Origin of the sequence: Vibrio sp. FF145 (assembly GCF_041439075.1) — a bacterium.
GTDB classification, from domain to species: domain Bacteria; phylum Pseudomonadota; class Gammaproteobacteria; order Enterobacterales; family Vibrionaceae; genus Vibrio; species Vibrio tasmaniensis_A.
Window position 1 is genome coordinate 1 of the sequence record NZ_JBGONH010000018.1, and the last position, 22266, is coordinate 22266.

Below are 22266 nucleotides of genomic sequence, written 5' to 3' on the forward strand. Positions count from 1 at the left end.
TTTAGTAAGACTCGCTACACTGTGCGATCTAAACACCTTAAATGATAGGTGTTGAGCTTAAGAGCTGGGTTTTTTGTATCTATACTTTTTGTCTCTGTAATTGGCGGTTTGAGTTACTAGCTATTAGCAATCAAACTAAATAAAGACTACAGGCGTGTGTCTTCGGTAATGGTGACCTTGAGTGTCTTGTTTTCACCTTTGCGCAATACACCAACATCAATGATAGTACCTGGGCGAAGGTCAGTAACAATGTCCATTACGCTCTGTCGTCCGCTAATTTGGGTGTTGTTGATGCTGATAATGATATCTTGTGCTTCAAAGCCGGCATCGGCTGCAGGACCATTCGGGTCAATGCCTAAGACAACAATACCACCGATGTTCTTAGTACCGAGCAAGCGTGATGTCACCGAATTGATGTCTTGTCCGTCGATACCAATATAACCACGAATGACACGACCATCGGCGATGATCTTCTCCATGATTTTATTAGCAAGTGAGTAGGGGATTGCAAATGAGATCCCGTAGGTTTCCATGTCGGTAGCTTGTTGGAAAGAAGCCGTGTTGATACCGACGAGCTCACCTTGTGAGTTAACCAGTGCGCCACCTGAGTTACCTTCATTGATTGCAGCATCAGTCTGGATAAAGGCTTGGTGACCATCTGCACTGATCGAAGAACGACCTGTTGCAGAGATAATACCAAAGGTTGTCGTTTGCCCTAGGTTGTATGGGTTACCGATAGCCAGCACCACGTCGCCGACATTTGCTTTGTAATTCGGGTTCAGTGGAATAACAGGTAAGTTGTCACCGCTGACTCGGAGTATCGCAATATCGGTGCGTTTGTCTGAGCCGACAAGTTGTGCGGCCGCTACTCGTCCGTCTTGAAGTGCCACGACTATTTGGTCAGCTTGAGCAACAACATGGAAGTTGGTAATGATGTAGCCTTTTTCGCTAACAATCACCCCTGAACCTAATCCTTGAGTTAGTAGCTTGTTGCGATCGCTTTCTGCGTATTTACGACTATAAATATTGACCACAGCGGGTGCAGCTCGTCGCACCGCTTGGTTAAATGAGATCTGAAGAGAGCCAATATTATCGACTTGAGGGTTCGTGACGTCTGCAACAATCGCCGGCCTTAAACTCGGGAATGCGAGAAGAATAAGCGCCGCTGAAACGAGTCCAAGGGAAATAGAACGAAATAGAAAGGACAGCATGTTTCCCTCTTCAACAAGTAAGGTATGAAGCATCCGTCAATGGATGACTGACTTGATTATCAGTGAAGCATAGCATTTTGATTGATCTAAAGAAAAGGGAGACTGAGTAAGTTTAAAGCAAACTTACTGAGCCTCCCTGTAATTACGCTGACGTATGGCTATCGAATAACTAGATAGATAGTCCTATCGTCTCGCTGTATATTAAGTGCCAATACGCCAGGTTGTTTTTCAAGAATCTTTCTAAATTCAGCAAGGTTCTTAACTGGTTGGCGGTTTACCCCGATGATGATGTCATCTTTAAGAAGCTGATAAGCTTCTGCTGGCGAACCTTGAGCGACACTTGATACCTTGACGCCTGTCGCTGAATCGCTGTCGGTTGTGTTGGTGAGCTCTGCACCGGCAAGTCCTTCATGGAGCTTTTCAGCTTGTGTCTTACTATTTGTGGATTCACCAAGCGTGACGTCAAAGGTCTTATTCTTACCGTCACGAACCACGCCTAACTCGATCTGTTTACCTGCACCTAAGGTGGCTACTTTGGCTCTTAACTCACTAAAAGTGTCAATACGCTTACCGTTAATGGAGACAATGACATCGCCCGCTTTCAATCCGGCTTTGTCTGCAGCACTGTCGGGTACAATTTGGCTAACAAAAGCACCTTTGCTGGACTCATAACCAAGCGCTTCAGCCAATTCCGAGGTGACCTCTCCACCTTGGACACCAAGCATGCCGCGTTTTACTTCACCGAAATCGAGAATCTGTTCAGTCAGGTTTGTCATCATATTGGATGGAATGGCAAAGCCGATACCGACATTGCCTCCGTTAGGTCCTAGGATGGCAGTATTGATACCAATCAGTTCACCGTTAAGATTCACTAACGCACCTCCAGAGTTACCACTGTTAATCGCGGCATCGGTTTGAATGAAGTTTTCGAAGTTCTCTAGATTGAGACCGCTACGTCCTAACGCTGAAACGATACCGGATGTTACGGTTTGACCAAGCCCAAATGGGTTGCCGATAGCCACACTGAAATCGCCGACTCTCAATTTGTCGGAATCTGCGACTTTTATCTGGGTAAGGTTTTTGGCTGTTTCGAGTTTTAATAGCGCGATATCAGACATCTGGTCGCCGCCGATGAGTTCTGCATCGTACTCTCGACCATCATGCAGTTTTACTTTGATATCGTCGGCACCATTGATGACATGGTAATTGGTGACAATATGGCCTTTCTTGGCATCAATGATGACACCAGAGCCTAGCCCGCGGAATGGACGCTCTCGTGTTTGTTCTGGACCAAAAAAGAATTGAAATTGTTCAGGGATTTGCTGACGTTGTACCTGTTTGCCTTCTACGGCAATACTAACCACAGCGGGGGTTACTTGTTCAAGCATAGGAGCAAGGCTTGGTAATTGTTCATTACCCACACTTAATGGAAGTGCGGCTGTAGCTTGAATGGGGGTGATGATTGAACTTAAGCTTAAAGTCAGTACTGATAAAGCAAGCAAAGGTTTTTTCATCATAAACTCCTCTCTAGTTAAGGTCTTAACCCTCTTATACGTTTAATAAGTATGAGAAGTTTCAAATGACCTGAGTGAAAGTTATGACTCAAAAACCTTTGTAAAGTTCACAGAAGTGTTAAATGTTTACGATGCTTTTGCTGTAACGACATCGGGAGCATCCATGATTTCTTTCTTCTGCTCGGTAAATAAACCCGTTGCGCCATTAGCGTAATCTTTCGGTTGTTCTTCAAGCGTCGACTCTTTAACTGAAGACTTATCTTGTGGCTTATCCGAATGAGCAGCGGCTGTTTTCACAAATGGGTTGTCTTGCTCTGGCAGGTTAGGGAGTAGCTCTGAGCTTGTTTTTTCCATGTGTTGGTAAAGCTTTGTATAGTCCTTACCTAAGGTGTCCAACATTTCTGCTGATTTCGCAAAGTGGTCAGCTAGCTCTTGTCGCTGCTGTTCCAGGGCAAACTTTGCGCTATCTAATTCTTTCTGTACGTTCTTTTGTTTTTTGTATTCAGGTGTCATGAGACGAGAAATAGCGACCCCTAAAATAACTCCGACTAGTAAACCGGCAACGGCATACATCCAAGGCATAACAGCTCCTTATTATTGTTTTTTAACATGTTTGTTACTGCTTAGTTACACGTGATACAGCTCCATGGTACTATGAGAAAGCCGCAGTATAAAGAGAAATGCGTGTGCGCTAGTTAGCAGTTTGATGCTGCATTATTCACCGCATAGCGACATGTCTCATACTGTTTGGGCTCATTTTTATTTGCTGTCTGATATCGCTTTCATTGTGGAAATGTCGTCATGAATCCCATTAAAAAATACGAACAAGATATAAAAGAACATGGATTTCAAAGAGATCCAGCACAAGAGCAAGCCGTTAAATCTTTAGATGAACTCTTTCATCAATTCCAAGATTACATGAATGCCCCTATTCCTCAACTGACTCGATTCCAGAAGTTAATGGGCAAAAAGCCAGAACTGCCACTGCCACCAAAAGGCCTCTATTTTTGGGGCGGCGTCGGGCGCGGTAAAACCTATTTAATGGATACGTTCTACGATGCCTTACCGACCACAAAAAAAATGCGCGTTCACTTTCACCGCTTTATGTATCGAGTCCATGATGAGCTAAGGGCACTAGGTAATGTTAGCGACCCGTTGCCTCTAGTCGCAGATAAGTTGAAAGAAGAAGCGGATATTATCTGTTTTGATGAATTCTTTGTTTCAGACATCACGGATGCGATGATCTTAGGAACCTTGTTCCAAGAGTTATTCGCTCGAAACGTTATCTTGGTTGCGACCTCTAATATTCCACCTGCGGATCTGTATCGCAACGGGTTACAGCGAGCGCGTTTCTTACCCGCTATTAAGCTCATTCAAGACAACTGTCATATTCTTAATGTTGATAGCGGAATTGATTATCGTCTGAGAACCTTAGAGCAGGCTGAGATCTACCATTACCCACTGGATAGCCAAGCTAACATTAACCTCGAAACATATTACGCGCAGCTTGTTGGTGAAGATAAAGAGAAGCTTAAGCAGATAGAGGTTAATCACCGTCAATTAGATGTGGTCGAAGCGAGTGATGGTGTGCTGCATGGTACTTTTGCTCAGCTTTGTCAGTCGGCTCGTAGCCAGAACGATTATATTGAGTTGTCTCGGGTTTATCACACGGTTCTATTGGCTGATGTGTTGCAAATGGGCGTGACTTCCGATGACGCTGCTAGACGCTTTATTGCGTTAGTTGATGAGTTCTATGAGCGCAATGTGAAACTGATTATTTCAGCGGAAGTGGAGCTAGAAAAACTATACACCCATGGTCAACTAGAGTTTGAGTTTAAACGTTGTCAGTCGCGTTTAATTGAAATGCAGAGCCATGAGTATTTGGCAAAAGAACACTTAAGTTAGCTTTGATTATCTCGAATAAGAAAGAGAATTAAAAAAATCGTGATTTTGTTCAAAAAGAGGTGATTTTTTCTTCGCTCTTCTCTATAATCCTGCGACCTACCGTTACTGCGGGCCTCTAGCGATGAGTAAAATCACGTTATGCCAAGAGTTTTCCAACACTCGAAGGGGTGATGAATGGTAACTCTTAGACAGTGGGAATACGCGAGTATTCCTTAAGTGTAAATTTTTTAAATAGGTAATTATTAGCATGAAAACTTTCGTTGCTAAACCAGAAACTGTAAAACGCGACTGGTATGTTGTAGACGCTGAAGGCAAAACTCTTGGCCGTCTAGCAAGTGAAATCGCTTCTCGCCTACGCGGCAAGCACAAAGCAGAATACACTCCTCACGTAGACACTGGTGATTACATCATCGTTGTTAACGCTGAGAAAGTTGCTGTAACTGGTAACAAAGCTAAGGGTAAGGTTTACTACCGTCACTCTGAGTTCCCAGGTGGTCTTAAAACTATCACTTTTGAAAAGCTAATTGCTAAGAAACCAGAAATGGTTCTTGAACTAGCAGTTAAAGGTATGCTTCCACGTGGTCCACTAGGCCGCGCGATGTACCGTAAGCTTAAAGTGTACGCTGGTACTGAGCACAACCATGTTGCTCAACAGCCACAAGTACTAGACATCTAAGGGGATTAAGACAATGGCAGAGAATCAATACTACGGCACTGGTCGTCGCAAAAGCTCAGCAGCTCGTGTTTTCATCAAACCAGGCTCTGGTGAGATCGTAATCAACAAGCGCAGCCTTGATGTTTACTTCGGTCGTCCAACTTCTCGTATGGTTGTTAAACAACCTCTTGAGCTAGTTGAACTAACTGAGAAACTTGACCTTTACATCACTGTTTCTGGTGGTGGTATTTCAGGTCAAGCTGGCGCAATCCGCCACGGTATCACTCGTGCTCTTATGGAATACGATGAAACTCTACGTCCTGCTCTACGTGCAGCTGGCTATGTTACGCGTGACGCTCGTTGCGTTGAACGTAAGAAAGTTGGTCTACGTAAAGCACGTCGTAAACCTCAATTCTCTAAGCGTTAATTTTTCTTTACGAAAAAGTACACGCTCCCAGTTTTTCGACTGGAATTGTGGTTCAAAGCTCGGCTATATGCCGGGCTTTTTGTTTTTATGCCCCCTCTAAACGCTTTCCCTCCCTCGTTTTATTTCCAAATTCTTATATTTTGAAAGCTTTTGTAACCCAATGTGCGCTTTGCCTCATGATTGTTACAAAAAGGTAGCTTTATCTTGTCAAAAAGTAGGGTTTTATTTATCATTTGCCGTCAATAAATAGAACTAAATACATATTTTGTTAGCCATGCTCTTTATTCGGAATTATTTCAATCCATAAGGAGCAAATGGGAGAATGTTTGGATGAGCAACGCGCCTTTAAATAACGGTCGCAGGCGTTTCTTAACCGCAACAACAGCCGTTGTTGGTGGTTTAGGAGCAGCTGCTGTAGCCGTGCCTTTTATTAAATCATGGAACCCGAGTGCCAAGGCGAAAGCTGCAGGCGCACCGGTTGAAGTGGAAGTCAGTAAGTTAGAGCCGGGACAAATGGTTCGTGTCGAGTGGCAAGGTAAGCCTGTATGGGTTGTACGCCGTGCTGAATCGGTGCTAGAGAATCTAAAAGCGATCGGTGGTCAACTTCGTGACCCTCAATCTGAAGCTGAACAACAACCAGAATACGCGCAGAACGAGTTTCGTTCAATTAAGCCGGAATTCTTCGTTGCTGTTGGTTTCTGTACGCACTTAGGTTGTTCTCCAACTTACCTGCCAGATTCTTTTGCAGAACAAGTTCAGGGTGTTAAGTCTGGTTTCTTCTGTCCTTGCCATGGTTCAAAGTTTGATATGGCAGGTCGAGTATTCCAAGGCGTACCTGCTCCATTGAATCTTGTTGTACCAAAGCATATGTATTTGAGTGACACTAAGATCATGATCGGTGTGGACGAGGGAGACGCGTAATGCAAGGATTGCTTGATTGGGTAGAGAAACGTCTACCCGCGATGAATGCTTACAAGAAGCATTTATCTGAATACCCAATGCCTAAGAACTTTAACTTTTGGTACCTTTTTGGTTCTTTAGCAATGTTAGTACTGGTTAACCAAATCCTTACGGGTATTTGGCTGACAATGAACTATGTACCGTCTGGTGAGGGTGCATTTGCTTCTGTTGAATACATCATGCGTGATGTGGAATACGGTTGGCTACTGCGTTACATGCACTCAACAGGTGCATCGGCATTCTTCGTTGTGATCTACCTGCATATGTTCCGTGGTCTAATCTACGGTTCTTACCAAAAGCCTCGTGAGTTACTTTGGATCTTCGGTATGTTGATCTTCTTAGTGCTTATGGCTGAGGCTTTCATGGGCTACCTACTACCATGGGGTCAAATGTCTTACTGGGGTGCTCAGGTAATCATTTCTCTGTTTGGTGCGATCCCTGTTATAGGTGATGACCTAACGCTTTGGATCCGTGGTGACTACATCATCTCTGGTGCAACGCTGAACCGTTTCTTCGCACTGCACGTTATTGCTCTGCCAATTGTACTTCTGCTGCTTATCGTACTTCACGTACTGGCGCTGCACGAAGTGGGTTCGAACAACCCAGACGGTATCGAAACTAAGCTTCCTAAAGGCACAATGGGCGACGACTACAAAACTCAGTTCCCATTCCACAAGGATTACACTAAGAAATACGACATCATTGACTCTATTCCTTTCCACCCATACGGGACGGTAAAAGATATGGTTGGTGTTGCTGGTTTCCTATTCTTGTTCTGTTACGTGCTGTTCTTTAACCCAGAAATGGGTGGGTACTTCCTTGAGCCGCCTAACTTTGAAGCTGCAAACCCGCTGAAAACACCTGAGCATATTGCTCCAGTTTGGTACTTCACGCCGTTCTACGCTGTACTTCGTGCTGTTCCAGATAAGCTGTTAGGTGTAGTTGCAATGGGCGCTTCAATTGTTGTGCTATTCCTACTGCCATGGTTCGACCGTTGTAAAGTGCGTTCTTACCGTTACCGTAGCAAACTGCATTTGATTAACATCATCCAATTCACAATAAGCTTTATTGCGCTTGGTGTACTTGGTGCGCTTCCAGCAACGCCTACATACACGCTATTAGCTCAAATCTTTAGCTTAGGTTACTTCATGTTCTTCGTTCTGCTGTGGTTCTACAGTAAAAATGAAGCGACGAAACCATTACCAGAAAGGGTGACATTCAAATGAAAAAGTGGATTGTAATTTTATTTGCTATGTTGCCGTCACTAGCGATGGCAGCGGGTGCAGGCGTACCATTAGACAAAGCAAACAATGATTTAACAGACAAAGCTTCATTGCAAAATGGCGCTAAGATGTTCATGAACTACTGTTTCGCTTGTCACTCAACGCAGTACCAACGTTATGAACGTGTTGCGAATGATTTGGAGATTCCTTTAGACCTAATGAAGGAAAACCTGATCTTCGATCCTGAAGTGAAAATTGGTAGCTTGATGGTTAACGCTATGCCTTCTGAGCAAGCTGCTAGTTGGTTTGGTGCTCCACCACCAGATCTAACATTGGTTGCTCGTGTTCGTGGCGCAGATTGGCTATACACGTACCTTCGTACTTTCTATGAAGATCCGTCTCGTCCATTTGGTGTGAACAACCTGGTTTTCCCAAGTGTTGGTATGCCGCATGTTCTTGAAGAGCTACAAGGTATCCCAACGCCAATCTACGATACTCACATGGTCGATGGTGAGGAAGTTAAGGTTGTTGTTGGCACTGAAACGGATGGTTCTGGCGAATTAAGTGCTGGTGAGTATGACGAAGCAGTTCGTGACCTTGTTAACTTTTTGGTTTACTCGGGCGACCCTGTTCAACTTGAGCGTCATGCTATGGGTTGGTGGGTAATGGCCTTCTTAGTAATCTTCACTATCATCGTGATTTTGCTGAAGAAAGAGTATTGGCGTGATGTGCACTAATTGTGCTATAATACCGTGCTAATTCCCAAATTATGTTAATGTTCAATGGAGGCTTTAGGCCTCCATTGTTTTTATTTAAAGTGTACTGGAGGGCTCCATGGCTGTAGCTGCCAATAAACGTTCTGTAATGACTCTTTTCTCAAGTGCTTCTGATATGTATAGCCATCAGGTGCGCATTGTTCTTGCTGAAAAAGGCGTAAGTGTTGAAGTTGAGTTGGTTGATGAAAAAAATCTACCAGCAGAGCTTGTTGAACTGAACCCGTACAAATCAGTACCTACTCTTGTTGATCGTGAGCTTGCTCTATATGACTCTAAGATCATCATGGAATACCTAGATGAGCGTTTCCCTCATCCACCATTGATGCCTGTATACCCGGTTGCTCGTGGTAACAGTCGTCTAATGATGTACCGAATTGAGCGTAACTGGTATTCAGTTGCAGAGAAGATCGTTAAAGGCAACGCTGAAGAATCTGAAGCAGCTCGCGTGAAATTACGCAACGACCTATTAACTCTTGCTCCTATCTTCGCTGAGTATGAATACTTCATGAGCGAAGAGTTTAGCCTAATTGATTGTTACCTAGCTCCGCTACTATGGCGTTTACCTGAGCTTGGTATCGAACTGATTGGTCCTGGTTCTAAAGAACTTAAGATTTACATGAACCGCGTATTCGAACGTGATTCATTCCTAGCTTCTCTAACGGAAGCTGAGCGCGAGATGCGACTCGTTCGCTAAGCGTTTATGGATATTTCAAATATGACTCCACGCCGACCATACATGCTTCGTGCATTTTATGAATGGCTGGTTGATAACGAACTGACTCCACACTTGGTTGTTGAAGCAACATTGCCGGGTGTGAGAGTTCCAGACGAGTTTGTTCAAGATGGTCAGATCATTCTGAACATCGCGCCTCGTGCGGTTGGACAACTTGAACTGGGTAACGAAGCTGTGACGTTTAGTGCTCGCTTTAGTGGTCGTCCACACTCTGTGATCGTTCCGCTATACGCAGTACAAGCAATTTATGCTCGTGAGAATGGTGCTGGTACCATGTTTGAACCTGAAGAGGCTTACATGGAAGCGTTTGAAGAAGGAATTGAAGAAAGTCCTTTTGAAGAACCAGAAAAAGGCCCATCTTTGAGTGTTGCAACAGCAGACGTAGATGCTGAAGAGTCTGACTCAGAACCTGAGCCATCTCGTCCAGCGAAAGGTCGCCCAAGCCTTCGTGTTATCAAATAGCGTTATTTTTTAAATAACTCCAAATACAAAAAAAAGCAGCGATTTATCGCTGCTTTTTCTTTTTGTGCTAACTGACTTTTATTAATCTGATTCATTTCGTTAGGCTTTACCAGCCAACCAACCAGCTAATAAGCAGCTAAGTTGGCTAAGTAAATTCAGAGGGTGTTAGTTTACCAAATTGTCATCTTCACCATATTCAAACGCTCGAATCACCTGCTTCACACCAGAGATATTACGCGCAACTTCTGTCGCGATATCAGCGTGTTCTCGAGAAACTAATCCAAGCAGAAATACTTCTGAATCTTCAGTAATGACTTTGACTTTGATACCGTTAAGCTCAGACTTGGCAAGTAGGGCAGACTTCACTTTAGTGGTAATCCAACTGTCTTTGCTGATAGCACTAACAGACAGTGGCTCTTTCACTCGGATCTGGTTGTGTATACTTTCAACCCCCGTTACTGCTTTAGCTTGGCTTTCAAAAGCACGACGTTCAGCATCTGTCGTTGCTTGCCCCATCAGAACTACTGAACCACGGTAAGAGCTTGCTGTGATACTGACATTGCCGCGAAATGGCGGTTTATTAGTCATAGCTGCAACTTCAAATTCGATATTGTTGTCGCTCCAAATCTCTTTGGTGGTTCGTGTATCTGTGACTAGATTTGCAGTAGTTGCTGCACCAGCAATGAAAAGACCAGCACAACCAGATAACGACAGTGTAAGTAGCGAAACACTAATCAGCTTAAGCAGCTTCATAGAAGTTAATGATTTCATCGTGATGCTCCGTATATCACTCTTCGTGAGCTGGGAAGAGTACTTGATCGATTAGGTCACATAAGCAGTGTAGTGTCACCATGTGTACTTCGTGGATACGTGCTGTACGGTGTGAGGGAATACGAATTTCTACATCGTGCTCACCAAGCAGGCCAGCCATTTCACCACCATCTTTACCAGTAAAGGCGATGATTGTCATATCACGTGTTACCGCAGCTTCCATTGCTTTGATGATATTTTTACTGTTACCACTAGTAGATATAGCCAGTAAAATATCACCAGTTTGACCAAACGCACGTACCTGCTTAGAGAAGATCTCTTCATAGTGGTAGTCGTTAGCCACAGCCGTTAGCGTAGTGTTGTCAGCAGTGAGAGCCATTGCTGGAAGACTAGGGCGCTCGGTTTCAAAGCGATTAAGTAGGCAAGAGACAAATTGCTGAGCATTCGATGCCGAACCACCGTTACCACAACAAAGAATCTTGTTTCCGTTAAGCAGGGTTGCAACCATTGCTTGAGCGGCATGCGTGATTGCGTCTGGCAGAGCTTCTGCCGCCGCAATTTGGATTTGAATACTTTCTGTAAAACTTTCTTTGATGCTGTCTAGCATGTTTATCCTTGGGTAATCGCGTTTTGAATCCAGTCGATAGTGTCATTCGGCCCTTCGATGGCAATGATATCAAACCTGTAATCTGTAGAGTGTACCGACAAGCCTTGCTGCATAAGCCAAACATTGGCTGTTTTGAGTAGCTTTTGTGACTTTTTGGCAGTCACCATTTCAGCGGCATGTCCGTAGCGTGTTTGCTTGCGGTATTTTACCTCAGTAAACACAACCGTATTGTTATGGCGCATTATAAGATCAATTTCGCCACACTTTGCTATGAAGTTTTCTTCAATTAACGATAAACCGTGGCGAACTAAATAATTCTTTGCCACGGTCTCGTATTTATCACCCACTTGTTTGTGGGTGATTGTTGGCTTGGATAGGAACTTACGGCTAAAAAGCCCCATGCTCTGCCCAGCTGATTTCACGTTGAACAACACAGTTGTTGTCGATGGTTAATACGCCGGTTTCACCTGTAATGCTGTAATCTTGTACGGCTTTCATCTGTGGTAGTGCATCCATTAGATAGTATGCATCCATTCCTAGAGCTTGTAGACGCTTTTGGCTGTTCGAGTGTGAAGGCCATAGGTCATTAAGCGCTTTGTTAAGCTCGTTTTTGTTCTCGACCAATAGCGGGATATCGCTGTAGAAGACACCCGTTAGGTCTTCATATTGCTTGTCACCGCTGTTGCTGCGTGAATTTGAAAACAGTGCAGGTTGGCTAGCATCAGGGTTAATTGCAACTTCAATGAAGGGTTTGATGAGTGTTAGCTCTGAGTTCTTAGCGACAATGTAGACAGAATCGATATCACGACGACTGCGTGGCTCTGTTTCTAGGTCTAAGTTAAGTAGCCCATCCATTTGAGCGATACGTTGTTGGCTCTCTTGTAAACCGAAAATCTGATTCACATTACGCTGCAGTTGGCGTTTGTCAGAGAAGAAGCTGATTGCAACGTCGTTGTTGCTGTATTTCTGCCACTCTTCGTTAAATGCTTGCTCAACGCGGTCACCTAAGCGTCCTTTGGGTGCAAGAATAAGTGGGTACTTATAGCCTTGTGCAAAAAGGTGTTTCGCAGCCTGAGCGACTTCTTGTTCTGGCGATAAAGCGAGATAACAAATATTAGTATCTGGTTCTAGCTGAGTTGGAATATTAAGAGCTAATGCTGGAATCGAGTTTTCGTGGTTTTTCTGCGCTTGTTGAAGCTTGGTGATATTGCTCTTAATCAGAGGGCCAACGATGAAATCAACGTTATTCTCTTCCAGTTTCGCTTTAATTTCAGCGGCACTTTGTACGTTGGTATCCATTACGGTCAACGTTGCATTTTCTTCACGCTCTTTGTCATTCATCATCGCAAAGATGAAACCATCACGCACAAGTTGCGCTTGCTTACCGTACTTACCTGTTAGCGGCAGCAGCAGCGCAGTGCTGGTTGGTTTGCTGATCTCTAGTGCCAAGATGTCGGTGATCGCTTGAGGTGTATAAAGTGCTGCTGGGTGACGAGGGTTCTCAGCTAACCAATCAGCCAGGGTTTCCTGTAGGTTTGGAAGGTTCGAATTCAGCGTCTTCATGTAGATAGCCAGTTGCAACCAACCTGAAAGCACATCTTCTGTCGGCGATGTTTTCAGTTCTAGAATCTCGTATTGAGAGTAGCTATTCAGGTTCTGCCAAATACGGTTGGCCGTTTGCTGTTGGCTTTCGTCGCTAGCGTCCAGATATTCAGAATAAAGGACTAACTCACGGCTCGCTTCGAAATACTCATTCTGTATTTCAGAAATGTTAGCGCGTAGCTCGTGATAATCTTTCCATTGCTCGTTCGGAAGCTTCCACCAAGGCTGAAAGTTCAGTTGGCTGTACGCTTGCTGTGGTTGTGAGTTATTCACCAGCAGTTGAGCGCGAGCTAATTGCCATTCTGCTTGTTGAACTTCACTCAGCTCTTGTTTGGCTAAGCGTTTGATCAGCAGAGTCGCTTGATCGGTTTTTCCAGCTTGCACAGAAGCCTTAAGCGCCATGATTAACCAGTCGTTTTGTAGACTTCCTTTGCTACTATCCGCCTGCATCATGTAACTTTCAGTTGATTGCGCTGGATCTAGTGTAATATCAACACGCGTTGGTGCTTGAGGACCTGAAGAACAAGCCGCCAATGTAATTGCTAATGCAATTGGAGTGAGTAAGCGTGGTACACTGAGTCTCTTATGGTTCATCGTTGCCATGAGTTCTTTAAATTCCGTATAAATTTGTATCTATATTAATCGTTGAAGTGATGGTAAACAAATGACAGATAACAAAACCTTGCTCACAGAGAGCCCAACTCTCTATATTGTGCCAACCCCAATCGGAAATTTGGGAGATATCACTCAAAGAGCAATTGAAATTTTATCAAGTGTCGATGTTATTGCAGCCGAAGACACACGCCACACGGGTAAGCTGCTTGCTCACTTCAATATATCAACCAGAACGTTCGCTTTACATGATCATAATGAACAAACTAAAGCACAAGTTCTAGTCGAAAGGTTATTAGAAGGTCAGTCTATCGCATTAGTCTCTGATGCGGGTACTCCTTTAATCAGTGATCCAGGTTACCATCTTGTCTCACAATGTCGTCAAGCGGGTGTGAGAGTTGTGCCACTTCCTGGTGCTTGTGCTGTGATTACCGCACTAAGTGCGTCTGGTTTGCCGTCTGATCGTTTCAGCTTTGAAGGTTTCTTACCGCCAAAGAGCAAAGGTCGTAAAGACAAGTTCTTAGAGATCGCAAAAGCAGAACGCACGTGTATCTTCTACGAATCTCCGCACCGTATTACTGATTCTCTACAAGACATGCTAGAGATCTTAGGCCCTGACCGTGAGGTTGTATTGGCGCGTGAGCTAACCAAAACCTTCGAAACCATCCAAGGTCTGCCACTTGGTGAACTTATTGAGTGGATTGAAGAAGACGCAAACCGTAAACGCGGTGAGATGGTATTGCTAATTCACGGTCACCGTGAAGAAGCGAGCACAGAGTTGCCAGACGAAGCGACTCGCACGCTGGGTATTCTAACCAAAGAACTGCCACTTAAAAAAGCAGCGGCGATGACGGCAGAAATCTACAATCTGAAAAAGAACGCTTTATACAAATGGGGCTTAGAGCATCTAGACAACTAGATAGCTCTTTATAGACTAGATACCTATTTATAGAGTAGCTAACCTGTATTGAAAAGCTTGTGAGGAGTGATGGTAATACCGTCGCTCCTTTTTTTGTGCTTGGATTGTGTGAAATTCGTGCACTTGCTTAATGGTTTGCAGCATATTTGTGATCTCGCTAGACACTGCACACTAATCTCTATACAATCCGCCCTCGGAGTTGAACGGGTAATCGCTGCTTTGCTGATGTCCTTCGGGAGACTGACGTTGAGGTCCTTCGGGAAACTGACGTTGAAGTCCTTCGGGAGACTGGTAGAGGGGAGGAACGTCCGGGCTCCATAGAGCAGGGTGCCAGATAACGTCTGGGGGGCGCGAGCCCACGACAAGTGCAGCAGAGAGAAGACCGCCGATGGCCTCATTTCTTCGGAAGAGGCACAGGTAAGGCTGAAAGGGTGCGGTAAGAGCGCACCGTGCGACTGGCAACAGTTCGTAGCAAGGTAAACTCCACCCGGAGCAAGATCAAATAGGCCCTCGCATTGCGCTGCTCGCGTATGGGGGCGGGTAGATTGCTTGAGCCTGTGAGCGATTGCAGGCCTAGACGAATGGTTACCGCCGCGCAAGCGGAACAGAACCCGGCGTATGTGTCAACTCCACCTATATAAAGAACCCATCATTACTTAACGGTAGTGATGGGTTTTTTGCTTTATATTGACGTTAATTATTTAGATTTCCTTAGAATCCATCATCTTGATATGAGCTTGGGTCAAAAATTCCCAAAGCCTATACACAATATGGTGGAGATACGGCGTGAAATCAGTAAACTAAAACGTTAATAGAACATATTATTGCCGAACTAATGGCTCAATCCATTCACTGAGAAGACTATGACAGAAGCATTCAAACATATTTCAGTATTGCTTAACGAATCTATTGACGGACTTGCGATCAAACCTGACGGTACCTATATTGATGGTACTTTTGGCCGTGGTGGTCACAGCCGTACAATCCTGTCTAAACTGGGCGAGAATGGAAGACTCTTTAGTATCGACCGCGATCCACAAGCGATTGCCGAAGCACAAAAGATTGATGACCCTCGTTTTACGATTATTCACGGCCCGTTCTCAGGTATGGCTGAATATGCAGAGCGTTATGACTTAGTCGGTCAAGTGGATGGCGTATTGCTGGATTTAGGTGTCTCTTCACCACAGCTAGATGACGCTGAGCGTGGCTTTAGCTTTATGAAAGATGGCCCGCTTGATATGCGTATGGACCCAACAACCGGCATTCCTGTTTCTCAGTGGTTGGTTGAAGCTGATCTTGATGACATCACATGGGTTATTCGTGAGTTCGGTGAAGACAAACACGCTCGTCGTATCGCGAAAGGCATCATTGCTTATCAAGAGAATGAAGAGAACGAACCGCTAACGCGCACTGGTCAACTGGCTAAGCTTATCTCTGATGTCGCTCCAAAAAGCTTCAAAGAGAAAAAACACCCAGCAACACGTGCTTTCCAAGCATTCCGTATCTACATTAACAGTGAACTAGAAGAGATCGATACAGCACTGAAAGGCGCGGCAAGCATTCTAGCTCCTCAAGGTCGTATCTCTGTTATCAGTTTCCACTCGCTTGAAGACCGTATGGTGAAGCGCTTTATCCGTAAAGAGAGCCAAGGACCGCAAGTACCACATGGCCTGCCACTAACTGAAGAGCAGATCAAAGCGCTAGGCAGTGCCGATCTGAAACCAATTGGTAAAGCAATTAAGCCTTCTAAAGATGAAGTGGATGAGAATACTCGTTCGCGTAGTTCAGTACTACGAATCGCAGAAAAGCTATAGTCAATGAAGACCTCCAAACCCAACTTAGCCAAGATAATCTTTTTTGATTTGATCTCCGTGGGCAAAGTCCCATTGGGGCTTCTTATCTGCATCTTTGCGAGTGCGATGGGGGTCGTTCTTACGACACATGTATCACGTCAGGCGATTACGCAAAAAGACATGGCATTGGTGGAGCGGGAACAACTTGATGATGAGTGGCGAAATTTAATGCTTGAAGAGACGGCGCTAGCAGAACACAGCCGCGTTCAAGCATCGGCAAAAAGAGAGCTAGACATGAAACGTCCAGACTCCGACAAAGAAGTTGTGATCACACTGAAATGACCGGTAAAAAGGAAAAAACACCCGCAAAAACCGTTAATGAATCAACGAAAGAGCGAGTGAAGAGCGAAAAGGATTCGGATCCAATTCTTATTAAATGGCGTTTCAACGTTGTTATTGCTTTCGTGTTTCTAGCCTTTGCTGCACTCGTTGGCCGTGTGGCTTACATCCAAATCATTGAACCCGATAACTTAATTCGCCAGGGCGATCTTCGCTCAGTGCGTGTTAAGGCTATTCCTTCTGCTCGCGGTATTATCTCTGACCGCAATGGCGAGCCGCTTGCTGTGAGTGTTCCCGTTGAAGCAGTATGGGCCGACCCAAAAACGATTTTCGATAAAAATGGCATGGCCCAGATTGATCGTTGGTATGCGTTAGCCGATGTACTTGGCCTACAGCGACAATCGATGATCGATAAGATCTCTAGCAATAAATCCCGTCGATTTATTTATCTACAAAGACAAGTTAGCCCTGCGATGGCTAAGTATATCCGTGAACTTAAGCTGGTGGGTGTGGGCCTAAAAGCGGAATCTCGACGTTACTACCCTGCTGGTGAAGTCAGTGCACACCTTATCGGTGTGACCGGAATTGATGGGCACGGCCTGGAAGGGGTTGAACGCAGTTACGATAAATGGCTTACGGGCGAAGCAGGCAAGCGAACGATTCGTAAAGACCGCTACGGACGCGTTGTCGAAAACATTGCGTTAGAAGAACGCGAAGAAGGCAAACCACTAGAACTCACCATCGATCAACGATTGCAGGCGATAGCCTATCGAGCGATTAAGCAAGCGGTGGCCGATCATAAAGCGACCTCAGGCTCTGCAGTATTACTCGATGTGAAAACGGGCGCTGTGTTAGCCATGGTCAATGCACCATCTTACAACCCGAACAACCGCTCTGATTTACAAAGCTTTAAAATGCGAAACCGCGTGCTGACCGATGCTATGGAGCCCGGCTCAACAGTGAAACCTTTTGTGGTGCTCGCCGCATTAGAAAATGGTACAGCTGATGCGAAATCTATTATTGATACGGGTAATGGCATCATGCAAATTGGAGGTAGCCGAGTACGTGATACCTCTAAAGTGGGCAAGGCTGATTTAGCCTTGATCCTTAAAAAATCAAGTAACATCGGCGTTGCGAAATTAGCGCTTGATATGCCGCTTGAAGCGTTACTTGGTATGTACAGTTCGGTTGGTTTAGGCGAAATGTCTGGGCTAAATCTCGTGGGTGAAACGAGTGGTATTTTTCCTAACCGTCGCCGTTGGTCCAAGTTCGAAATCGCGACGCTATCCTTTGGTTATGGCTTATCTGTGACCCCGCTTCAGTTGGCTCATGCTTACGCAACGTTAGCCAACAAAGGCATGTATGAACCGATTCATATCATTAAAAGCAACGACCAAGATTTCTCAAAGCAGATCATCAAACGTGAAAATGCAGAGATGGTATTGCAAATGTTAGAAGGCGTGACTCAAAAGGGCGGAACTGCAACCAGAGCCGCTGTTCCGGGTTATCGAGTTGCGGCAAAAACGGGTACATCTCGTAAAGCTGCTGCGGGTGGCTATAGTGATGAGTATATTGCTATAACGTCGGGTTTTGCTCCAGTCAGCGATCCAAGAGTAGCTCTGGTTGTCGTAGTCAATGAGCCGCAAGGTGACCTTTACTATGGTGGTTCAGTTGCTGCCCCCGTTTTTTCTGAAATCATGAAGGGTGCACTGCAAATACTCAATGTCCCTGCTGATGAAAACAAGTTTCAAGAATAGAGCCAATCAGGATTCAATATGAGTAATAGCCTCACGCTGTCATCTTTACTTTCTCCTTGGGGGGACTTTAGTTCACTTGAGCTAGATGCGATTGCTGTTGAGCAATTGGAGTTGGATAGCCGTACCATCAAGGAAGGCGATATTTTTGTTGCCATTGTTGGACATGCCATTGATGGTCGTCGCTTTATCGACAAAGCCGTCGCTCAAGGTGCGAAAGCTGTCATTGCACAAGCGAGTGATGACAAAGCTCATGGCTTGGTTGAGTGGTTAAATGCAGTTCCTGTTGTTTATGTCTCTGAGCTAAATTCAATTCTCTCCGAACTGGCTGGCCGAGTTTATTCTTCTCAAGCGACTAAGTTGATTGGTGTTACCGGCACCAATGGCAAAACCACCATCACCCAATTGATTGCTCAGTGGCTTGATTTGGTCGGCCAGCGTTCGGCGGTAATGGGCACCACGGGTAATGGCTTCTTAGATAACCTAAAAACAGCGGCTAATACCACAGGCAGCGCGATTGAAATACAACGTACACTGAGCGAGTTGGCTGAGGAAAGTGCAGTTTATACCGCGATGGAAATCTCTTCTCATGGTTTGGTTCAAGGCCGAGTAAAAGCATTGGATTTTGAGGTTGGTGTGTTCACTAACCTGAGTCGTGATCACCTTGATTACCACGGCACGATGGAAGAGTACGCATTGGCTAAGAAAAGCCTGTTTACTCAACACAAATGCAAACATGCAGTGATCAATGTGGATGATGAAGTCGGCAAAGCGTGGATGTCAGATTTGTCCAATGCAATAGCTGTTTCATTGCTTCCGTTGTCTGGTTACCAACAGTCGGTGTGGGCATCTGATGTCGCCTATGCAGAAACTGGGATTAAGCTCTCTTTCGATGGTAGCTGGGGGCAAGGTGATCTTTCGGTTCCATTGATTGGTCAGTTCAACGCATCAAACGTACTGGTTGCTTTCGCGACTTTGCTTTCATTAGGCATCGACAAGCAAACCTTGGTCGACACCGCGTCTCAGCTTCAACCTGTTATTGGTCGTATGGAACTGTTTCAAGTTCCGAGCAAAGCAAAAGTCGTTGTCGATTACGCGCATACGCCCGATGCGCTAGAAAAAGCATTGGCTGCACTGCGTGTACACTGCTCTGGAAAGCTGTGGGCTATCTTCGGTTGTGGTGGCGATCGCGACACAGGTAAGCGCCCAATGATGGCAGTTACAGCAGAGCAGTTTGCCGACAAAATTATTATTTCAGATGACAACCCTCGCAGCGAAGAGCCTGCACTGATTGTTAAAGACATGCTAGCTGGTTTAAGCGAACCTGAATCTGCATTCGTCGAGCACGACCGCTATCAAGCGGTTAAGTTTGCCCTAGAACAGGCTGGCAGTAATGACATTATTCTTTTGGCTGGTAAAGGCCATGAGGATTACCAAGTATTGAAAGACGAAACGATCCATTACTCAGATCGAGAGTCTGCGCTACAACTTTTAGGTATTTCATAATGATTGATGTATCACTCGAGCAGATTTGTTCAGCGGTGAGCGGTCAGCTGATTGAGGCTGGCAAGTCGAGCAATAGTGTTATTAATGCGGTTTCTACTGACACTCGAACCGTTGAAGAGGGCGCACTGTTTGTTGCTCTTGTTGGCGAGCGCTTTGATGCGCATGACTTTTGTCATCAAGCGGTAGAGGCTAATGCGAGCGCGTTGTTAGTCGAACGAAAACTTGACCTAAATATTACTCAGGTGGTTGTTGAAGACACTAAACTTGCTTTAGGTCAGCTAAGTGCTTGGATCCATAAACAGTGTAACGTGCCAACCATGGCGATTACAGGCAGTTGTGGTAAAACGACGGTTAAAGAGATGGTGGCAAGCATTCTGCAGCAACGTGGCAAGGTGTTGTTTACCGCAGGTAACTTCAATAATGATATTGGAGTGCCATTAACCTTGCTGCGCAGTGAAGCAAATGACGACTATGCCGTGATAGAACTGGGCGCGAACCACATTGGTGAAATTGCCTATACCACGCAGCTTGTGAAACCACAGGTGGCGTTAGTTAATAACGTAGCTGCAGCGCACTTAGAAGGCTTTGGGTCTATCAATGGTGTGAAACAAGCGAAAGGTGAAATCTTTCAGGGGCTTGCTGCTGATGATACTGCTATTGTTAATCTAGAGAGCAACGGTGGTGACTTTTGGAATGACGTGCTTGCAGATAAAAGCGTGCTGACATTTTCAGAAAGCGACAGCAAGGCGGATTATTTTGCCAAGAATATTCGCATCAATGAGCAAGGTGAAGCGTGCTTTGATATGCAGACACCTCAAGGGTCCATATTTGTTGAGCTTGGTATCATCGGTCAACATAACGTAGCGAATGCATTAGCAGCTGCAGCGTTGAGCATCCAATTTGGAGCCTCGCTTGATGAGGTGAAAAATGGTTTAGCGAATCTGATCTCTGTCAAAGGGCGAGTTGAGGTTCAACAATTAAGTCAGAATATCAAACTCATAGATGACAGTTACAACGCCAGCGTGCCAGCAATGAAGGCGGCAGCGAAGCTACTCTCGAGCTTCAAAGGTCAGCGTTGGTTAATTTTAGGTAATATGGCTGAATTAGGCGATGAAAGCCTTGCACTTCACCGTCAAGTCGGTGAATATGCTGCCCCATTCGCTTTTGAGCATGTACTTACTTACGGTGATGATACCAAGGTGATTAGTGAGGTCTGTAATGGTACCCACTTTACAACGCATCAAGCGATGATCGCGCACATAGAGCAGCACCTAAGCTTGCCAGAAAGCGTGTCACATACCTTATTGGTAAAAGGCGCGAATAGTGCAGGAATGAGTAAAATAGCCGCTGCTTTAAAGGAGAACTTTTCATGATAATTTGGCTTGCAGAGCTACTACAGCCACACTTTTCTTTTTTCCGTTTGTTCGAATACTTATCGTTTCGTGCAATCGCGAGTATTTTGACGGCGTTATGTCTGTCACTGTGGATGGGACCTCGTTTAATTGAGCGTCTGCAAATGCTACAAATTGGCCAAGTTGTTCGTAATGACGGCCCTGAATCTCATTTCAGCAAACGTGGCACGCCAACCATGGGCGGTGTGATGATCCTTGCTGCGATCATTATTACGGTATTGATGTGGGCTGATCTCTCGAATCCTTATGTTTGGGCTGTATTAGTTGTACTTGCTGGTTATGGCGCGGTTGGCTTTGTTGATGACTACCGTAAAGTCGTTCGTAAGAACACCGATGGTTTGATCGCTCGCTGGAAGTACTTCTGGCAATCAGCAATTGCGTTAGTCGTGGCGTTTGCTCTGTATGCTCACGGACACGATACTGCAGCAACTCAATTGGTTGTTCCTTTCTTTAAAGATGTGATGCCACAACTTGGTTTACTGTATATCGTACTAACTTACTTTGTTATTGTGGGAACCAGTAACGCGGTAAACCTAACAGACGGTCTAGACGGCTTGGCCATTATGCCAACGGTTATGGTTGCGGCTGGTTTTGCTGTAATTGCTTGGGCGACCGGTAACGTTAACTTTGCGTCATACTTACACATTCCATACATCCCATACACCTCCGAGCTGGTTGTGGTATGTACTGCTATCGTCGGTGCTGGACTTGGTTTTCTATGGTTCAACACTTATCCTGCACAAGTATTCATGGGCGATGTTGGCTCACTAGCGCTTGGTGGTGCTCTGGGTGTGATCGCTGTGTTAGTTCGCCAAGAGTTGGTATTGGTTATCATGGGCGGTGTGTTTGTAATGGAGACCTTGTCAGTGATACTGCAAGTTGGCTCTTACAAATTGCGCGGTCAGCGTATTTTCCGCATGGCACCAATTCACCACCACTATGAACTGAAAGGTTGGCCGGAGCCACGTGTCATCGTGCGTTTTTGGATCATCTCAATGGTATTAGTACTGGTTGGCCTAGCAACGCTGAAAGTTCGTTAATCCTATGTGAGCCTCTTAATTAGAGGCTCTTTAAAACTATTAAGA

22 protein-coding genes and 1 other RNA gene are annotated in these 22266 nt (G+C 45.1%); 16 read left to right on the forward strand and 7 right to left on the reverse strand.

What is annotated here, in order from left to right:
• Positions 1 to 146: 146 nt before the first annotated feature.
• From degS to zapG, 3 genes are all read right to left on the reverse strand, one after another.
• Positions 147 to 1211: an outer membrane-stress sensor serine endopeptidase DegS gene (degS, locus tag ACED42_RS08780; RefSeq protein WP_029225535.1), complete on the reverse strand. Its 1065-nt coding sequence runs from the start codon at positions 1209 to 1211 to the stop codon at positions 147 to 149.
• A 158-nt stretch (positions 1212 to 1369) separates the two neighbouring features.
• Positions 1370 to 2725, reverse strand: a complete 1356-nt coding sequence (locus ACED42_RS08785) for a DegQ family serine endoprotease (RefSeq protein ID WP_029225534.1) — start codon at positions 2723 to 2725, stop codon at positions 1370 to 1372.
• Between the two features lie 126 nt (positions 2726 to 2851).
• Complete coding sequence (zapG, locus tag ACED42_RS08790; protein WP_009848969.1) at positions 2852 to 3307, reverse strand: Z-ring associated protein ZapG; 456 nt, start codon at positions 3305 to 3307, stop codon at positions 2852 to 2854.
• Positions 3308 to 3526: 219 nt separating this feature from the next.
• On the opposite strand from zapG, the gene zapE reads away from it, so the two are divergent.
• The 8 genes from zapE to sspB all read left to right on the forward strand — a co-directional run bounded on the left by zapE (position 3527) and on the right by sspB (position 9866).
• The gene (gene zapE / locus ACED42_RS08795; protein ID WP_102250313.1) at positions 3527 to 4630 is read left to right on the forward strand and encodes a cell division protein ZapE; all 1104 of its coding nucleotides are present in this window, start codon (positions 3527 to 3529) and stop codon (positions 4628 to 4630) included.
• Positions 4631 to 4877: 247 nt separating this feature from the next.
• Entirely contained in the window at positions 4878 to 5306 is a 429-nt protein-coding gene (rplM, locus tag ACED42_RS08800) for a 50S ribosomal protein L13 (RefSeq protein WP_010434689.1), read from the forward strand.
• Between the two features lie 13 nt (positions 5307 to 5319).
• Positions 5320 to 5712, forward strand: a complete 393-nt coding sequence (rpsI, locus tag ACED42_RS08805; protein WP_004740758.1) for a 30S ribosomal protein S9 — start codon at positions 5320 to 5322, stop codon at positions 5710 to 5712.
• A 330-nt stretch (positions 5713 to 6042) separates the two neighbouring features.
• Complete coding sequence (gene petA / locus ACED42_RS08810; RefSeq protein WP_010434692.1) at positions 6043 to 6633, forward strand: ubiquinol-cytochrome c reductase iron-sulfur subunit; 591 nt, start codon at positions 6043 to 6045, stop codon at positions 6631 to 6633.
• Positions 6633 to 7898, forward strand: a complete 1266-nt coding sequence (locus tag ACED42_RS08815; protein WP_009848941.1) for a cytochrome bc complex cytochrome b subunit — start codon at positions 6633 to 6635, stop codon at positions 7896 to 7898. The genes petA and ACED42_RS08815 overlap by 1 nt, the downstream gene beginning before the upstream one ends.
• Positions 7895 to 8632, forward strand: a complete 738-nt coding sequence (locus ACED42_RS08820) for a cytochrome c1 (protein WP_009848942.1) — start codon at positions 7895 to 7897, stop codon at positions 8630 to 8632. Before ACED42_RS08815 ends, ACED42_RS08820 begins: the two co-directional genes overlap by 4 nt.
• Before the next feature lie 97 nt (positions 8633 to 8729).
• Positions 8730 to 9365, forward strand: coding sequence for a stringent starvation protein SspA (gene sspA / locus ACED42_RS08825; protein WP_009848943.1), 636 nt, complete (start codon positions 8730 to 8732; stop codon positions 9363 to 9365).
• Positions 9366 to 9371: 6 nt separating this feature from the next.
• Positions 9372 to 9866 (forward strand): ClpXP protease specificity-enhancing factor, encoded by a 495-nt coding sequence (sspB, locus tag ACED42_RS08830; RefSeq protein ID WP_012603204.1) that lies wholly within the window; start codon positions 9372 to 9374, stop codon positions 9864 to 9866.
• Between the two features lie 165 nt (positions 9867 to 10031).
• On the opposite strand, the gene ACED42_RS08835 is transcribed toward sspB, so the two are convergent.
• Genes ACED42_RS08835 through ACED42_RS08850 form a run of 4 tightly spaced genes read right to left on the reverse strand, consistent with a single transcriptional unit; the run spans position 10032 to position 13449 of the window.
• Positions 10032 to 10637 (reverse strand): BON domain-containing protein, encoded by a 606-nt coding sequence (locus tag ACED42_RS08835; RefSeq protein ID WP_009848945.1) that lies wholly within the window; start codon positions 10635 to 10637, stop codon positions 10032 to 10034.
• A gap of 16 nt (positions 10638 to 10653) precedes the next feature.
• Positions 10654 to 11244: a phosphoheptose isomerase gene (locus ACED42_RS08840; protein ID WP_004729817.1), complete on the reverse strand. Its 591-nt coding sequence runs from the start codon at positions 11242 to 11244 to the stop codon at positions 10654 to 10656.
• A gap of 2 nt (positions 11245 to 11246) precedes the next feature.
• The gene (locus tag ACED42_RS08845; protein WP_009848946.1) at positions 11247 to 11645 is read right to left on the reverse strand and encodes a YraN family protein; all 399 of its coding nucleotides are present in this window, start codon (positions 11643 to 11645) and stop codon (positions 11247 to 11249) included.
• Positions 11632 to 13449 carry a penicillin-binding protein activator gene (locus ACED42_RS08850; protein WP_371702212.1) on the reverse strand — a complete coding sequence of 606 codons (1818 nt, stop codon included), beginning with the start codon at positions 13447 to 13449 and terminating at the stop codon, positions 11632 to 11634. The genes ACED42_RS08845 and ACED42_RS08850 overlap by 14 nt, the downstream gene beginning before the upstream one ends.
• A 61-nt stretch (positions 13450 to 13510) precedes the next feature.
• Here ACED42_RS08850 and rsmI point away from each other — a divergent pair, with 61 nt between their 5' ends.
• From rsmI to mraY, 8 genes are all read left to right on the forward strand, one after another.
• The gene (gene rsmI / locus ACED42_RS08855; protein WP_009848948.1) at positions 13511 to 14377 is read left to right on the forward strand and encodes a 16S rRNA (cytidine(1402)-2'-O)-methyltransferase; all 867 of its coding nucleotides are present in this window, start codon (positions 13511 to 13513) and stop codon (positions 14375 to 14377) included.
• Between the two features lie 195 nt (positions 14378 to 14572).
• Positions 14573 to 15012, forward strand: an RNA gene (gene rnpB / locus ACED42_RS08860) — RNase P RNA component class A.
• A 228-nt stretch (positions 15013 to 15240) separates the two neighbouring features.
• Entirely contained in the window at positions 15241 to 16191 is a 951-nt protein-coding gene (gene rsmH / locus ACED42_RS08865; protein WP_009848949.1) for a 16S rRNA (cytosine(1402)-N(4))-methyltransferase RsmH, read from the forward strand.
• Positions 16192 to 16194: 3 nt separating this feature from the next.
• Positions 16195 to 16512, forward strand: a complete 318-nt coding sequence (gene ftsL, locus ACED42_RS08870) for a cell division protein FtsL (protein WP_009848950.1) — start codon at positions 16195 to 16197, stop codon at positions 16510 to 16512.
• Positions 16509 to 18266, forward strand: coding sequence for a penicillin-binding transpeptidase domain-containing protein (locus tag ACED42_RS08875; protein ID WP_009848951.1), 1758 nt, complete (start codon positions 16509 to 16511; stop codon positions 18264 to 18266). The genes ftsL and ACED42_RS08875 overlap by 4 nt, the downstream gene beginning before the upstream one ends.
• A gap of 18 nt (positions 18267 to 18284) precedes the next feature.
• Positions 18285 to 19769, forward strand: coding sequence for a UDP-N-acetylmuramoyl-L-alanyl-D-glutamate--2,6-diaminopimelate ligase (gene murE, locus ACED42_RS08880; RefSeq protein ID WP_371702214.1), 1485 nt, complete (start codon positions 18285 to 18287; stop codon positions 19767 to 19769).
• The gene (gene murF / locus ACED42_RS08885; protein WP_371702216.1) at positions 19769 to 21142 is read left to right on the forward strand and encodes a UDP-N-acetylmuramoyl-tripeptide--D-alanyl-D-alanine ligase; all 1374 of its coding nucleotides are present in this window, start codon (positions 19769 to 19771) and stop codon (positions 21140 to 21142) included. The genes murE and murF overlap by 1 nt, the downstream gene beginning before the upstream one ends.
• Positions 21139 to 22221 carry a phospho-N-acetylmuramoyl-pentapeptide-transferase gene (mraY, locus tag ACED42_RS08890; RefSeq protein WP_009848954.1) on the forward strand — a complete coding sequence of 361 codons (1083 nt, stop codon included), beginning with the start codon at positions 21139 to 21141 and terminating at the stop codon, positions 22219 to 22221. Before murF ends, mraY begins: the two co-directional genes overlap by 4 nt.
• Positions 22222 to 22266 lie beyond the last annotated feature (45 nt).

Coding starts and splice junctions, on each gene's coding strand:
- ACED42_RS08820 (WP_009848942.1), top strand. CDS start 7,895: ATGAAAAAGTGGATTGTAATTTTATTTGCTATGTTGCCGTCACTAGCG.
- zapG (WP_009848969.1), bottom strand. CDS start 3,307: ATGCCTTGGATGTATGCCGTTGCCGGTTTACTAGTCGGAGTTATTTTA.
- murF (WP_371702216.1), top strand. CDS start 19,769: ATGATTGATGTATCACTCGAGCAGATTTGTTCAGCGGTGAGCGGTCAG.
- rsmI (WP_009848948.1), top strand. CDS start 13,511: ATGACAGATAACAAAACCTTGCTCACAGAGAGCCCAACTCTCTATATT.
- ACED42_RS08850 (WP_371702212.1), bottom strand. CDS start 13,449: ATGGCAACGATGAACCATAAGAGACTCAGTGTACCACGCTTACTCACT.
- ACED42_RS08785 (WP_029225534.1), bottom strand. CDS start 2,725: ATGAAAAAACCTTTGCTTGCTTTATCAGTACTGACTTTAAGCTTAAGT.
- sspA (WP_009848943.1), top strand. CDS start 8,730: ATGGCTGTAGCTGCCAATAAACGTTCTGTAATGACTCTTTTCTCAAGT.
- rsmH (WP_009848949.1), top strand. CDS start 15,241: ATGACAGAAGCATTCAAACATATTTCAGTATTGCTTAACGAATCTATT.
- ACED42_RS08845 (WP_009848946.1), bottom strand. CDS start 11,645: ATGGGGCTTTTTAGCCGTAAGTTCCTATCCAAGCCAACAATCACCCAC.
- sspB (WP_012603204.1), top strand. CDS start 9,372: ATGGATATTTCAAATATGACTCCACGCCGACCATACATGCTTCGTGCA.
- ACED42_RS08840 (WP_004729817.1), bottom strand. CDS start 11,244: ATGCTAGACAGCATCAAAGAAAGTTTTACAGAAAGTATTCAAATCCAA.
- ACED42_RS08875 (WP_009848951.1), top strand. CDS start 16,509: ATGACCGGTAAAAAGGAAAAAACACCCGCAAAAACCGTTAATGAATCA.
- rpsI (WP_004740758.1), top strand. CDS start 5,320: ATGGCAGAGAATCAATACTACGGCACTGGTCGTCGCAAAAGCTCAGCA.
- petA (WP_010434692.1), top strand. CDS start 6,043: ATGAGCAACGCGCCTTTAAATAACGGTCGCAGGCGTTTCTTAACCGCA.
- zapE (WP_102250313.1), top strand. CDS start 3,527: ATGAATCCCATTAAAAAATACGAACAAGATATAAAAGAACATGGATTT.
- mraY (WP_009848954.1), top strand. CDS start 21,139: ATGATAATTTGGCTTGCAGAGCTACTACAGCCACACTTTTCTTTTTTC.
- murE (WP_371702214.1), top strand. CDS start 18,285: ATGAGTAATAGCCTCACGCTGTCATCTTTACTTTCTCCTTGGGGGGAC.
- rplM (WP_010434689.1), top strand. CDS start 4,878: ATGAAAACTTTCGTTGCTAAACCAGAAACTGTAAAACGCGACTGGTAT.
- ftsL (WP_009848950.1), top strand. CDS start 16,195: ATGAAGACCTCCAAACCCAACTTAGCCAAGATAATCTTTTTTGATTTG.
- ACED42_RS08815 (WP_009848941.1), top strand. CDS start 6,633: ATGCAAGGATTGCTTGATTGGGTAGAGAAACGTCTACCCGCGATGAAT.
- ACED42_RS08835 (WP_009848945.1), bottom strand. CDS start 10,637: ATGAAATCATTAACTTCTATGAAGCTGCTTAAGCTGATTAGTGTTTCG.
- degS (WP_029225535.1), bottom strand. CDS start 1,211: ATGCTGTCCTTTCTATTTCGTTCTATTTCCCTTGGACTCGTTTCAGCG.